The 14,240-nt window shown below is 69.0% G+C and carries 8 protein-coding genes; 7 read left to right on the plus strand and 1 reads right to left on the minus strand.

Features of this window, described 5'->3' with window-relative positions:
- Nucleotides 1-65 precede the first annotated feature (65 nt).
- Together H3H36_RS20030 and H3H36_RS20040 are read left to right on the plus strand one after the other, a co-directional pair.
- A complete protein-coding gene (locus tag H3H36_RS20030; RefSeq protein ID WP_182219859.1) occupies nucleotides 66-2,390 on the plus strand; it encodes a methyl-accepting chemotaxis protein in 2,325 nt (774 codons plus the stop codon).
- A 33-nt stretch (nucleotides 2,391-2,423) separates the two neighbouring features.
- Nucleotides 2,424-8,591: an Hpt domain-containing protein gene (locus H3H36_RS20040; protein ID WP_375539609.1), complete on the plus strand. Its 6,168-nt coding sequence runs from the start codon at nucleotides 2,424-2,426 to the stop codon at nucleotides 8,589-8,591.
- A 37-nt stretch (nucleotides 8,592-8,628) separates the two neighbouring features.
- Here the strand turns inward: H3H36_RS20040 and H3H36_RS20045 are convergent, their stop codons facing one another.
- The gene (locus tag H3H36_RS20045; RefSeq protein WP_182219929.1) at nucleotides 8,629-10,086 is read right to left on the minus strand and encodes a cryptochrome/photolyase family protein; all 1,458 of its coding nucleotides are present in this window, start codon (nucleotides 10,084-10,086) and stop codon (nucleotides 8,629-8,631) included.
- Between the two features lie 264 nt (nucleotides 10,087-10,350).
- Between H3H36_RS20045 and H3H36_RS20050 the strand changes: the two genes are divergently transcribed.
- From H3H36_RS20050 to H3H36_RS20070, 5 genes are read left to right on the plus strand one after another with little or no spacing between them, the layout of a single operon-like run.
- Nucleotides 10,351-10,959, plus strand: a complete 609-nt coding sequence (locus tag H3H36_RS20050) for a YqgE/AlgH family protein (protein WP_182219860.1) — start codon at nucleotides 10,351-10,353, stop codon at nucleotides 10,957-10,959.
- Nucleotides 10,960-10,998: 39 nt separating this feature from the next.
- Nucleotides 10,999-11,385: a Holliday junction resolvase RuvX gene (gene ruvX / locus H3H36_RS20055; protein WP_182219861.1), complete on the plus strand. Its 387-nt coding sequence runs from the start codon at nucleotides 10,999-11,001 to the stop codon at nucleotides 11,383-11,385.
- Between the two features lie 5 nt (nucleotides 11,386-11,390).
- Nucleotides 11,391-11,915 (plus strand): bifunctional pyr operon transcriptional regulator/uracil phosphoribosyltransferase PyrR, encoded by a 525-nt coding sequence (pyrR, locus tag H3H36_RS20060; RefSeq protein WP_182219862.1) that lies wholly within the window; start codon nucleotides 11,391-11,393, stop codon nucleotides 11,913-11,915.
- A complete protein-coding gene (locus tag H3H36_RS20065; RefSeq protein WP_182219930.1) occupies nucleotides 11,908-12,873 on the plus strand; it encodes an aspartate carbamoyltransferase catalytic subunit in 966 nt (321 codons plus the stop codon). The genes pyrR and H3H36_RS20065 overlap by 8 nt, the downstream gene beginning before the upstream one ends.
- The gene (locus H3H36_RS20070; protein WP_182219863.1) at nucleotides 12,870-14,180 is read left to right on the plus strand and encodes a dihydroorotase; all 1,311 of its coding nucleotides are present in this window, start codon (nucleotides 12,870-12,872) and stop codon (nucleotides 14,178-14,180) included. The genes H3H36_RS20065 and H3H36_RS20070 overlap by 4 nt, the downstream gene beginning before the upstream one ends.
- The last annotated feature ends 60 nt before the right edge of the window (nucleotides 14,181-14,240 follow it).

A 14,240-nucleotide genomic window follows, 5' to 3' on the forward strand; every position in this document is an offset into this window, starting at 1 on the left:
CAGGGACGGCCGGCAGCACCACACTCATCACAGGCAGCACACTTCGGCAATCGGGAGACGGCGGTATGGCATTTAACATGGGTATCTTCGGGCGCAACAAGGCCGCGGCAGGCAAGGAGCTGGCGCCCGACTCGGAGTTCGCCGACGCCGGCGATTCGCAGTTTCTTGGCGTGAGCGCAAGCGGCGCGCCCGCCCCCGAGGCCGACGCGGGCGCGCCGCTGCGCCTGCGCGACGCCTTGCGCCGCCGTGGCGCTGGCACGGGCGCCGCCAGTGCGGCGGCGGCCGACAGCGGGCGCGCGTTCAAGCTGCCCCTGATCGGCCATTTGCCGCCGCAGCGCCAGCTCAGCATCCTGACCACCACGCTGGCCGTCAGCCTGGCCGCCAGCGTGCTGTTCGTGGCCCTGAACACCATCAACAGCGCCAGCCGCTCGACCCGCACCCAGGTGGCCAGCGACGCCCTGATGCACTCGCAGCGCATCGGCAAGGCCGCGCCCAACGCCGTGCAGGGCAGCGCCGAGGCATTCCGCCAGCTCGACCAGAGCCGCAATGAGCTCAACCGTGATTTCTCCCTGATGCAGGATGGCGGCAGCTACCAGGGCCGCGACATCGGCGCCACCCGCTCTGGCCTGGAACCGCTGGTGGCGGCCGCGCGCAAGCAGTGGGCCGCATCGGACAAGGCGGCCGGCACCATCCTGCGGATGAAGGCCGACCTCAGTGGCGTGGACCAGACCCTGCACGCCATTAACGCCATGGCCCCGGAACTGCTGGCCAAGGCCGAGGATATCTCCAGCTTCAAGGAGCAGCATGGCGGCAGCGCCAGGGAGCTGGCCGCCATCGGCAAGCTGGCCATGCTGAGCCAGCGCATGAGCCGTGGCGTGAGCGAATTCATGACGGCCGGCGGCATCAGTTCGGAGACGGCGTTCCAGCTGGGGCGCGACAGCACCGTGTTCCGCAGCACGCTCGATGGCTTGCTGAACGGCAGCGCCGCGCTGGGCTTGCCGGCCGCGCGCGAAGGGGAATTGCGCGACAAGGTGCTGGCCCTGCAAACCCAGTTCAACGCGTTCCAGAAGCTGGTGGGCGCCATCCTGGACCGGCTCGACAAGTTCACGGCCGCCAAGAGCGCCGAACAGCTGATCTTCAACGACAACGAAGGTCTGCGCCAGCGCCTGGTGGCGCTGCAGCAAGCCTACCGTGGCGACCAGGAGGCGCTGGACCTGGTGTTCTGGCTGATGGTGGCCGGCGGCCTGTGCACGCTGTTGTCGGCGGCGGCCATCGGCCGCGTGCTGCTGCAGGATTCCTACAACCGCACCCGCGGCGCCGACCGCCGGCGCCAGGAGGCCGAAGCCATGCGCCAGCAGGCCCAGCGCAAGGAGGAGGAGGCCAAGGCCATGAACGACCAGAACCAGGCCGCCATCTTGCGCCTGATGAACGAGCTGCAGGAAGTGGCCGATGGCGACCTGACGGTGCAGGCCACCGTGTCGGAGGACATCACGGGCGCCATCGCCGATTCCGTCAACTACACGGTGGAGGAACTGCGCGGGCTGGTGGGCCGCGTCACCACCACCGCCGAGCAGGTCACGCGCGCTTCCACCCACGCCCAGACCATTTCCAGCGACCTGCTGCTGGCATCGCAGCAGCAGTCGCGCGAGATCCAGGACGCCAGCGCCACCGTCGTCAAGATGGCGCACGAGATCACCGACGTGTCCCGCTCGGCCAGCGAATCGGCCGACGTGGCGCGCCAGTCCGTGGCGGCGGCCCGCCAGGGTTCCACGGCCGTGGAGAACGCCATCAAGGGCATGCACGAGATCCGCGAGCAGATCCAGGAAACGTCCAAGCGCATCAAGCGGCTGGGCGAATCGTCGCAGGAGATCGGCGAGATCACGGAGCTGATCTCGGACATCACGGAACAGACCAACGTGCTGGCGCTGAACGCGGCCATCCAGGCCGCGTCGGCCGGTGAGGCCGGGCGCGGCTTCTCGGTGGTGGCCGAGGAGGTGCAACGGCTGGCCGAGCGCTCGGCCGAGGCGGCCAAGCAGATCGGCGCGCTGGTGCGCACCATCCAGACCGACACCCACGACGCCGTGGCGGCGATGGAAAAATCGACCCAGGGCGTGGTGGAGGGCGCGCGCCTGTCCGACGCGGCCGGCGCCGCGCTGAACGACATCTCGCAAGTGTCGAACCGGCTGGCCGAACTGATTTCCGACATCTCCCAGGCCACCGGCCAGCAGGCCACGTCGGCCGCCGGCGTGGCGCAGAACATCCAGCACATCCTGGCCGTGACGGAGCAGACCCAGGACGGCACCCAGCAGACGGCGCAATCGATTCACAAGCTGTCGGTGCTGGCGCAGGAACTGAAAAATTCGGTGTCGCGCTTCCGCATCTCGCATTGACGCGGGCGCGCTCCAGAGAAAGGCCAAGGCAATATGAGCATGACTGATCTTCCGCACCCGGCGACGGCGCAACTGGACACCGGTCCCCTGTCCTGGGTCATGGTGGAAATCCGCGAGGCGCTGGCCCGTTCCCGCACCGCCCTGTTCGAGGCGGGCGGACGCGAGGCGGAAGACCAGGCGATCCAGCTGCAGCACGCCAAGTCCCATCTGCACCAGGCGCACGGCGCGCTGCAGATGGTGGACGTGGACGGCGTGGCGCGCCTGACGGCGCTGGCCGAGGTGGTGCTGGAGCGCTTCAAGGACGGCAGCCTCAAATGCAGCACGGACCACGTGGAGGCGGTGGCGCGGCTGTACCAGGCGCTGGTGGAATACCTGGAGGAGCTGCTGGAAGGGGCGCCGTCGCAGCCGCTGCGGCTGTATCCGTACTACCGCGACCTGCTGCGCATGGTGGGCGCCGAGCGCGTCCACCCGGCCGACCTGTTTTTCCCCGACCTGTCGCACCAGCCGGCCATGCCGCTGGCGGCCACCGTGCCGCCGGCCGACTACCCGGCCTGGCGCCAGCGCTACGAGAAGGCGCTGCTGGCCTACATGAAAAGCGCCGACCCGGCGGCCCAGCGCGAACACGCGGCCGCCCTGCGTGACACGGTGGCGCTGGTGGCCGACGCCCAGCACGATGCGCGCGCGCGGGCCTTCTGGCTGGCCATGCAAAGCTTCGCGGAACTGGTGGCCGACGGCCTGCTGGCCGGCGGCCTGCCCGTCAAGCAGCTGTTTGGCCTGATCAACCTGCAGATCCGCCGCCTGAGCCAGGGCGAGCTGGCGCAGCCGGAAGCCATGCTGCGCGACGCCCTGTTCTTCATCGCCGCCCAGGACGCGGCCAGCGCGCCGCAGCTGGCGCAGCGCCTGCGCCGCATCTTCATGCTCGACGGCCTGGTGCCGCCCGATTACGAAACGCCGCGCTACGGCCAGGTCGACGCCCCCGCGCTGGAGCGGGCCAAGGCCGCCATGGCGCAGGCCAAGGGATGCTGGGACCGGCTGGCCAGCGCGGAACTCGATCCGGCGCTGGACGCCGCCTTCGGCCGCGCCTTGACCCAGGCGGCCGACGAATGCCCGGCCCTGAACCTGCCCGCGCTGGGCGTGCTGCTGCGCCAGCTGGCCGAGGTGGCCGCCAAGGCCGTGACGGCCGGGCGCAGCGAGGAACTGGCGCTGGAGATCACGACGGCGCTGCTGTTCGCCGAACACGGCTTGCAGCAAATCCGCCACCTGACGGGCGAGTTCGCGGCCCACGCCGACACCATCGCCGCGCGCCTGCAGGCGCTGGTGTCAGGACAGCAGCCGCCCGCCCCGGCCCAGTGGCAGGACGGCGTGGCGCGCCAGATGCAGCAGGACGACACGGTGGTGGCGCTGGCGATGGAAATGAAGACCGGCCTGCGCCAGGTGGAAAAGGTGCTCGACGATTACTACGTCGATCCGTCCAGGCGCCCCACGCTCAAGGAGCTGGTGGGTGTGATGCACCAGCTGCACGGCGCCCTGTCCATCCTCGACCAGGACGACGCGATGGAGGCGGCCGGCCACGTGCAGCACGCTATCGCCGCGCTGGCCGATGGCACTGGCGATCCGGCCCAGGAACCGAAGGCGCTCGACGACATCGCCCAGAATGTGGGCGCGCTGGGCTTCTTCGTCGACATGCTGGCCCAGAACCCGGCCGGCGCGCGCGAACGTTTCGCCTTCGACGCCGACCATGGCGCCTTCCGCGCCGTCCCGTTCCGCAAGATGGCGGCGGCCGAATCCATCCCCGTGCTCGACGAGGCGATGCCGCCGCCGGCCCCGCCGCCGTTGCCGGTGGCCGAAGCGCCGCCGCCAAGCGAAGCGGCCGTGGAGGCGGAACTGCTGGAGATCTTCATCGCCGAAGCGCAGGAAGTGCTGCAGTTCGTGGACACCACACTGGCGCTGCCGCGCGCCGAAGCGGGCACCCTGGACAACCTGACCATGCTGCGGCGCTGCTTCCACACGCTCAAGGGCAGTGGCCGCATGGTGGGCCTGAACCGTTTCGCCGATGCCGCGCACAGCATCGAGAAGGTGATGAACGTGTGGCTGGCCGAGCTGCGTCCGGCCACCGAGCCCTTGTTCGCATTGCTGGAGCGGGCCGCGCGCGAACTGGGCGCGTGGGTCGAACAGCTGGCCGGCGGCGCCATGCCCGCCGCTGGCGGCGAAGCGCTGATCGCGGCCGCCGACCGCTTGCGCGAGGGGGGCGAGCCGGAGCCGGTGGCTGCCGCGCCACAAGCAGTACCCGCCGCGCACGAAGCACCGCAGGCGCCGCAGGCGGCCGAAGCGATGGGCGCGATTGCAGCGGTGGAAGCGGTTGAAGCGGCCGGCGCGGATGACGCGCAGGCCCGCGCCGCGCGCGCGGACGATTCGATGGAGGCGCTGGAATTTGCCGCCGCGGCGGAAGAGGCCGGGCTGGCGGAGCAGATCGAAGCGGCCGAACTGGCCGACGACACGGCGGCGCAGCAGCAGGCGGCCGCCATCCAGGCATCGCCTGCGCACGCGGCGGAAGTGCGCGAGGATGAAGCGGCGGAAGCGGCGGCGGCACAAGCGGCCGATGCGGCGGCCGCAGCGGCCATCCAGGCCGCCGCCCTGGCCGAGGCGGAAGCGAATCAGGCCGCCGCTGCGGCGGCGGCCGCGGCGCAGGAGGAGGCCAGGCGGGCCAGCGAGGCCGTCGCCGCGCCGCGCCGTCCGTCCGTGTCCGGCAATGTGATCGAGTTCCCCACCGTCGCCGCGCCACTGGTGCCGCCGGACGACAACATCAAGCACATCGGGGGGCTCGATATTCCTCTGCCGTTGTACAACATCTACCTGGCCGAGACGGACGAACTGGTGCGCCTGCTGGCGCGCGACTTTGGGGAATGGCGCCACGAGCCGCGCCGCCCCGTCTCGCCCGACGCGCTGCACGCGGCGCACACGCTGACGGGCACCTCGGGCACGGTGGGCTTTGCCGTGCTGCGCGAACTGGCCCATGCGCTGGAAATGACGCTGCAATCGCTGCAGCCGCCGGCCGCCCACCTGGACCAGGTGCAGCATGACCTGCTGGACTTCACGATCGAACGCATCCGCCAGATGCTGCAAAGCTTCGCGCAGGGCGACATGCCGCCCGCGCAGCCGGAACTGATCGCGGCGCTGCACGCGTTGCGCGAAGTGGTGGCCGCCACGCCGCCCGCCGCCAGCGACGCGATCGAGGCCCGCCTCGACACGCTGCTGGCCGAAACGCTGGATAACATCGCCGTCACGGCGCCGGCGCGGGCCGGTGGCCCGGCCCATCCCGCAGAGCCGACGCAGCAGCCAGCGCTGGAGCAGCTGTTCCGCGACGCCTACGATGGACTGAGCGGCACCATTCCCGAAGCGGCCGAAGCAGCGCCGCCCAAGCGCAAGACGTACGAGGCGCAGGCGGACGATATTGATGACCTGTTCAACGCCGCCTTCGACGACACCTTCGCCGAGCCACCGTTGACGCAGATGGCGCCGCCCCAGTTGGGCGAGCCAGAGCTGGAAGCGGCGCCCGCCGCGCCGGCCTTGCCGCGCGAGGACGCGATGGCGTTGGCGCCCGAAGCGCTGGCCGGTGTCGCGGCCGAAGCGCAAGCGGCGGAAATGGCGATGGCAGCCCAGGCCGAAGCGCAAGTGGAATTGCTGTCCTCTGCACCGCCCGATACGCCGGCGCAGGAGGCAGCACAAGAAGCGGTGCAAGAAGTGCTGCAAGAAGCGGTGCAAGAAGCGGTGCAAGAAGCGGTAGCGGCCGAACCGGAACCGGAAACGGAAGCGGACGTCATCGCGCTGGCGCCGGCCGAGCCGGAACTGCTGGCCGCCGCGCCGGCCGTGTTCCACGACGAGCTGGACCCCGACCTGCTGCCCGTGTTCCTGGAGGAGGGCGCCGACCTGCTGCCGCAGGTGGGCCAGTCGCTGCGCGCCTGGCAGCATGCGCCGGCCGACACCAGCCATGCCAAGCATTTGCTGCGCGTGCTGCACACGGTGAAAGGCAGCGCGCGCATGGCCGGCGCCATGCGCCTGGGCCAGCATGCACACGACATCGAAACCCACATCGAGAACATGGTGCACGCCGGTTCGGCCTCGCCCCATGCGTTCGAGGAATTGCTGGCGCATTACGACCATGCGCTGCTGCTGTTCGAGCAGTTGCAGAATCCGGCCGCGTGGCAGGAAGCGGCGGCCGTGGCGGCTGCGGCGCCGGCCGTACCAACGCAGCCTGCCGGCGTGGCGCAAGCTCCGGCCGCGCCAGCGGCGCAGCCAGCCCCGCAAGCGGCCGCCCCGGCGCCCGCCGCGCCACTGGCGCCCACCCTGGCCACCGTCACCGCCGCCACCGGCGCCGAGGAAGAAGCGCAGGCCGCCAAGTCGCCGCTGGTGCGGGTGCGGGCCGACATCCTGGACCGGCTGGTCAATCAGGCCGGCGAAGTGTCGATCTCGCGCTCCAAGCTGGAGAACGAGGTGAGTACGCTGCGTTCCTCGCTGTTCGATTTTTCTGAAAACCTCACCCGCCTGCGGCGCCAGTTGCGCGAGGTGGAGATGCAGGCCGAGTCGCAGATTGCCTCGCGCATGTCGATCTCCAGCGAGCGCGAATTCGATCCGCTGGAATTCGACCGCTTCACGCGCCTGCAGGAGCTGACGCGCATGATGGCCGAAAGCGTCAACGACGTGGCCTCGTTCCACGACAGCCTGACCCGCAGCGTGGACAACGCCAGCGACGACTTGAGCCAGCAGGCGCGCCAGACGCGCGACTTGCAGCGCGACCTGATGCGGGTGCGCATGGTGCCTTTCGCCAGCATCTCCGAGCGCCTGTTCCGGGTGGCGCGCCAGAGCGCCAAGGAAGTGGACAAGCGCGTCAACCTCGACATCCGGGGTGGCGCGGTGGAGATCGACCGCAGCGTGCTGGAACGCATGGTCGCACCGTTCGAACACTTGCTGCGCAACGCCATCGCCCACGGCGTGGAAGCGCGCGCCGCGCGCGCCGCCGCCGGCAAGAACGAAACGGGCGAATTGCTGGTGCAGGTGACGCAGGAAGGCAATGAAGTGGTGATCGCCTTCTCGGACGACGGCGCCGGGCTGGACCTGGCGCGCATCCGCGCCAAGGCCCGCAGCAACGGCTTGCTGGGCGAGGACGAGGATGTCAGCGACGCCCAGGCCATGGAACTGATCTTCGAGCCGGGCTTCTCGACGGCCGATGCGCTGACCGAACTGGCCGGGCGCGGCGTGGGCATGGACATTGTGCGTTCCGAAGCCCAGGCGCTGGGCGGCCGGGTCGACACGGAGAGCGAGCGGGGCAAGGGCGCCCGCTTCACGATCCGCCTGCCATTGACGCTGGCCGTGACCCAGGTGGTGCTGCTGGGCGCGGGCGGGCGTACCTATGCCATGCCGTCTATCCTGGTCGAGCAGGTGCTGCAGATGAAGGAAGGCCCGCTGGCCGAAGCCTACCGCCATGGCCACGTGACGATGCTGGGCCAGCAGGCGGCGCTGCACTACCTGCCCGAGCTGCTGGGCGAGGCGGCGGCGCGGCCGCCCGTGCTGCGTTCCAGCCCCGTGATGCTGCTCAAGAACGGCAATGAACGGCTGGCCGTGCAGGTCGATGAAGTGCTGGGCAACCGCGAGGTGGTGATCAAGAACATCGGGCCGCAGCTGTCGCGCATGGCTGGCATCGCCGGCGCCACGGTGCTCGGTTCCGGCGAGATCGTGTTGATCCTCAATCCGGTGGCGCTGGCGCAGCACCTGGCGCATCAGCCGGAGGCGCGCGCGCGGCGCGCGGCGCCGGCCGTGGGCGCCGCCGCCGTGGCGCCGGAAAAAGTCATCATGGTGGTGGACGATTCAATGACGGTGCGCCGCGTGACCCAGCGCCTGCTGGAGCGCGAAGGCTACCACGTGATGCTGGCCAAGGATGGCGTGGACGCGCTGGAGCAGTTGCAGGGCCAGGTGCCGGACCTGATGCTGGTCGATATCGAGATGCCGCGCATGGACGGCTTCGACCTGACCCGTAACGTGCGCGGCGACGAGCGCACGCGCGCCATCCCCATCATCATGATCACCTCGCGCAGCGCCGACAAGCACCGCAACTATGCCTTGCAGCTGGGCGTGAACGCCTACTTCGGCAAACCGTTCCAGGAGCCCGTGCTGCTGGACGCCATCGCCGGCCTGCTGCAATCGTGATGGCTGGTCGCGCTGGCGCTGGTGCTTGCGCTGGCGATCAGCGTCCGGCCGGCGTCTTCACGACGGCGTAGCGCGCCAGCGTGCGCTCGCGCGCCGCGTCGTGGCGCACCAGCGGCGCCGGGTAGTCGCGCCCGAGCGTGATGCCTTTCTGGGCCAGCAGCATGGGCGGCAGCAGCCACGGCGCGTGGATTTCCTTGTCGTTAAGCGCATCGAGCTGCGGCAGGTAGCGCCGGATGAAGCGCCCGGCCGGGTCGAACTTTTCCGATTGCGTGACGGGATTGAAGATGCGGAAGTAGGGCTGCGCATCGCAGCCGGACGAGGATGCCCACTGCCAGCCGCCATTGTTGGAGGCCAGGTCGAAGTCGTTCAGGTGCAGCGCGAAGTACGCTTCGCCGCGGCGCCAGTCTATGCCCAGGTCCTTGATCAGGAAGCAGGCCGTCACCATGCGCAGCCGATTGTGCATGTAGCCGGTCTGGTTCAGCTGTGCCATGGCCGCGTCCACCAGCGGGTAGCCGGTGTGGCCGGCGCACCAGGCTTCGAACGCGGCGTCCGCTTGCGGCCCCGTTTCCCACACAATGGCGTCGTAGGCCGGCTTGAAGGCGTGGCTAATCACGTGCGGGTGGTGATACAGGATCATGGCGTAGAACTCGCGCCAGATCAGTTCGGCCAGCCACACGGCGGCCCCCTCGCCGCCGGCGCCGCGCGCCATCAGCTCCCACACCGTGCGCACCAGGTGGCGGATAGCCAGCGTGCCAAAGCGCAGGTGCAGCGACAGATACGACGGCCCCTTGATGGCCGGGAAGTCGCGCGCCGCGCCGTAGTTGGCCAGCCGTGGCAGGAAGTCGTCGAACAGCCGGGCCGCGCCGCTCATGCCGGTGGGGATGGACAGCGTGGCCAGGTTGCTGGGCGTGAACCCAAGCGCCGCCAGCGTGGGCAGGTGCGACACGCCCGGCGCCAGCCGCGCCGCCAGCCCGTCGACGGGGTAGGGCGCCAGCGCGCCCGGTTCCTCGCGCAGGCGCTTGAGCCAGGCGTTCTTGTACGGCGTGTAGACGGAAAACGGGGTGCCGGCCTGCGACAGCACCTCGTCGCGCTCGAAGATCACCTGGTCCTTGAAGCTGTGCAGGCGCCGGCCGGCGCCAGCCAGCGTGGCGGCCACGGTGGCGTCGCGGGCGATGGCCTGCGGCTCGTAATCGTGGTTGCAATAGACGTCGGTGGCGTTCAGCGCGGCCGCCAGTTGCGGAATCACCACGGCCGGGTCGCCGTGCAGTGCTGTCAGGTGGCCGCCCAGCCGCTCCAGCTCGGCCGCCAGTTCGGCCACGCTGGCGTGGATGAAATCGACGCGGCGGTCGCTGCGGGGCAGGGCGTCGAGGATGGTGCGATCGTAGACAAAAACGCAATGCACGATGGCATGCGCTTGCAGTGCGCGGGACAGGGCGGCGTGGTCGAAGCTGCGCAAATCGCGGCGGAACCAGACCAGGGCGGACGGTGGCGGCATGGGGGGGGCGGGGCGTGGGGCGGTTGTCAAAATTCGTGTCCACCATCAAGTTCGTGCACGGGGAAAGTGGCCAGGCATGGCCGCGGCGGCAATTCAGTGTAAACTATCGCTATCTGAGACTTAGCAGGCAAATGCGCTATCCGTGCGAATTTTACAAGAAAAATGGCAGCAAGACACCGCGTTGAATGATCAGCAAGCAGCCCAGCAGAGAGAGCACCGCGTATGAAGAAAAGCAAAATTGGCAAGACTCTGGCTTTGCCCGGCATGACACAAGCATCGACTGATCCGCTGGCCCAGGCCGGCGCCAGCGCCGCACTGAACCTGGCGAATCATTTCCTGATCGCGATGCCGGCCATGGAAGATCCCATCTTCGGCGGCACCGTCGTCTATGTGTGCGAGCACAACGAGAACGGCGTGCTGGGCGTGGTCATCAACAAGCCCACCGACATGACGATGCAGGTGCTGTTCGAGCGCATCGACCTCAAGCTCGAGGACAGCCCCGGCGCCCATGTCGATGAGCCCATCATGTTTGGCGGCCCGGTGCAGGACGACCGCGGCTTCGTGCTGCACACGCCCGGCGCGCGCTACTCGTCGTCGCTGACGGTGACGGACGAAGTGGCCTTCACCACCTCGATCGACGTGCTGGAAGCGGTGGCGGCCGGCACCGGCCCGCAGCGCATGCTGGTGTCGATCGGCTACGCGGGCTGGAGTCCCGGCCAGCTGGAGGAGGAAATCAGCCGCAACGGCTGGCTGACCGTGGGCGCGGACGCCCACATCCTGTTCGACCTGCCCATCGAGGAACGCTACACGGCGGCCATGAAGCTGCTCGGCATCGACCCGCTGATGCTCACCTCCGAGGCCGGCCATGCGTGACGCGCGCCGCGCCACCGTCGCCATGGCGGGGCCGGTGCTGTGAGTGCGGTCACCATCCTCGCTTTCGATTTCGGCATCAAACGCATCGGCGTGGCCATGGGGAACACCATGATAAGCCAGGCCCAGCCTTTAAAAGTGATCAGCGCGCTCGACAACGCGGCCCGCTTCGCCGCCATCGGCGCGCTGATCGCGGAATGGACGCCGGCGCGTCTGGTGGTGGGCTTGCCCAGCCATCCGGACGGCACCGAACACGAGATGACGGCGCGCTGCCGCCGTTTCGCCAATCAGCTGCACGGGCGCTTCAACCTGCCCGTGGAGCTGGTCGATGAGCGCTATTCGTCGGCCGTGATCGTCGCGAAACGGGGCGAAGTGATCGACGACCGCGCCGCCGCCATCATCCTGCAACAATATTTCGACGCACTGTGACCACCATGCCACCTACCTCCAACACCCCGCAGCTCGATGCGGAAGCGCTGTACGCCAGCTTGCTGCAGCAAGTGAAAACCGGCCTGGCCGGCGCCACCGATCCGGCCATCGTCGGCATCTATTCGGGCGGCGCCTGGCTGGCCGAACGGCTGGCCGCCGACCTGGGGCTGTCTGCCCGCCTCGGTTTCGTCGACGTCTCGTTCTACCGCGACGACTACGCCAAGAAGGGCTTGCACGTGGGCGTCAAATCGACCCAGATCCCGTTCGACGTGGACGGCGCCACCATCCTCCTGGTGGACGATGTGCTGTACACCGGCCGCACCACGCGCGCGGCCATCAATGAACTGTTCGACTACGGCCGCCCGGCGCGCGTCATGCTGGCCGCGCTGGCCGACCGTGGCGGGCGCCAGCTGCCGGTGGCGGCCGACTTCGTGGCCACCACCGTCACGCTGGAAGCGCAGCAGGCGCTGGTGCTGCAGCGCGCCGCCGACGGACAATTTACGCTAACCATAGATGACGACCATGCTTAATCCGCAACTGAATAAACACGGCGAACTCCAGCACCTGTTGACGATCGAGGGCTTGCCCAAGTCCATCATCAACCACATCCTGGACACGGCCTCCTCCTTCGTCGGCATCTCCGACCGCGACGTCAAGAAGGTGCCGCTGATGCGCGGCAAATCCGTTTTCAACCTGTTCTTTGAAAACTCCACGCGCACCCGCACCACCTTCGAGATCGCCTCCAAGCGCCTGTCGGCCGACGTGATCAACCTGAACATCCAGGCTTCCTCGACCAGCAAGGGCGAGTCCTTGCTCGACACCATCGACAACCTGTCGGCCATGCACGCCGACATGTTCGTGGTGCGCCACGCGCAATCGGGCGCGCCCTACCTGATCGCCAAGCACCTGATCGACACGCGCCAGCCGCACGTGCACGTGGTGAACGCCGGCGACGGCCGCCACGCGCACCCGACCCAGGGCTTGCTGGACATGTACACCATCCGCCACTACAAGCAGGACTTCACCAACCTGACGGTGGCCATCGTGGGCGACATCCTGCACAGCCGCGTGGCCCGGTCCGACATCCACGCCCTGACCACGCTGGGCGTGCCCGAAGTGCGCGCCATCGGCCCGCACACGCTGCTGCCCGGTGGCCTGGAGCAGATGGGCGTGCGCACCTTCACCAACATGGAGGAAGGCTTGAAGGGCGTGGACGTGATCATCATGCTGCGCCTGCAGAACGAGCGCATGAGCGGGGCGCTGCTGCCGTCGGCCCAGGAATACTTCAAGAGCTACGGCCTGACGCCGGAGCGGCTGGCGCTGGCCAAGCCGGACGCCATCGTCATGCACCCCGGTCCCATGAACCGCGGGGTGGAGATCGACTCGGCCGTGGCCGACGGCCCGCAGGCGGTGATCCTGCCGCAGGTGACGTTCGGGATCGCGGTACGGATGGCAGTGATGAGCATTTTGGCAGGAACCCAAGCATGAAATTACATATCAAGAACGGCCACCTGATCGACCCGGCCAACGGCATCGACGCCATCAACGACCTGTACATCGCCGCCGGCAAGGTGGTGGCGGTGGGCAAAGCGCCGGACGGCTTCGTGGCCGAGCGCACCATCGACGCCACCGGCCTGGTGGTGGCGCCCGGCCTGGTGGACCTGTCGGCCCGCTTGCGCGAACCGGGCTACGAATACAAGGCCACGCTGGCATCGGAACTGCAGGCGGCCATGCAGGGCGGCGTCACCAGTCTGGTGTGCCCGCCCGACACCGACCCCGTGCTCGATGAGCCGGGCCTGGTGGAAATGCTCAAGCACCGCGCCAAGACCCTGAACCAGGCCCACGTGCACCCGCTGGGCGCGTTGACGGTGGGCCTGAAAGGCGAAGCGCTGACCGAGATGGCCGAGCTGACGGAATCGGGCTGCATCGGTTTCTCGCAGGCCGAGGAAACCATCCTCGACACCAACGTGCTGCTGCGCGCGCTGCAGTACGCCAAGACCTTCGGCTACACCGTGTGGCTGCGGCCGCAGGACGCCCACATCGGCCGCGGCGGCATCGCCGCCAGCGGCCCGCTGGCGTCGCGCCTGGGCTTGTCGGGCGTGCCCGTGATGGCCGAGACCATCGCCCTGCATACGATCTTCGAACTGATGCGCGCTACGGGCGCCCGCGTGCACCTGTGCCGCATCTCCTCGGCCGCCGGCCTGGAACTGATCCGCGCCGCCAAGCGCGAAGGCTTGCCCGTCACCTGCGACGTGGGCGCCCACCACGCGCACCTGACGGACGCCGACATCGGCTTCTTCGACCCCAATGCGCGCGTCACGCCGCCATTCCGCAGCCAGCGCGACCGCGACGCGATCCGCGCCGGCCTGTTTGACGGCACCATCGATGCCCTGTGCTCGGACCACACGCCGGTCGATGACGATGAAAAGCTGCTGCCGTTCGGCGAAGCGTCGCCTGGCGCCACGGGCCTGGAACTGCTGCTGTCGCTGGCCATCAAGTGGGCCGACGACTACGCGGCCGGCCAGCCCGACGGCGGCGTGCGTCCGCTGGCGCGGGCCGTGGCCAAGGTGACGGCCGACGCGGCCCGCGTGGCCGGCCTGGACTGCGGTACCCTGAGCGTGGGCAGCGCGGCCGACCTGTGCCTGTTCGACCCGACGGCGCGCTGGACCGTGAACGCCAATGCGCTGGCCAGCCAGGGCAAGCACACGCCCTTCCTCGGCTACGAACTGGCCGGACAGGTGCAGGCCACCATCGTGGCCGGCCATGTGGCTTACCAGCGTGGCGGGGCGCGCTGACAAAATTGGGGACGTACCCCAATATTGTGAGTAAGAACGCCGGCTTGCAAGCCGGCGTTT

The sequence above is a fragment of the Rugamonas fusca genome, from assembly GCF_014042365.1.
Classification (GTDB): domain Bacteria; phylum Pseudomonadota; class Gammaproteobacteria; order Burkholderiales; family Burkholderiaceae_D; genus Rugamonas; species Rugamonas fusca.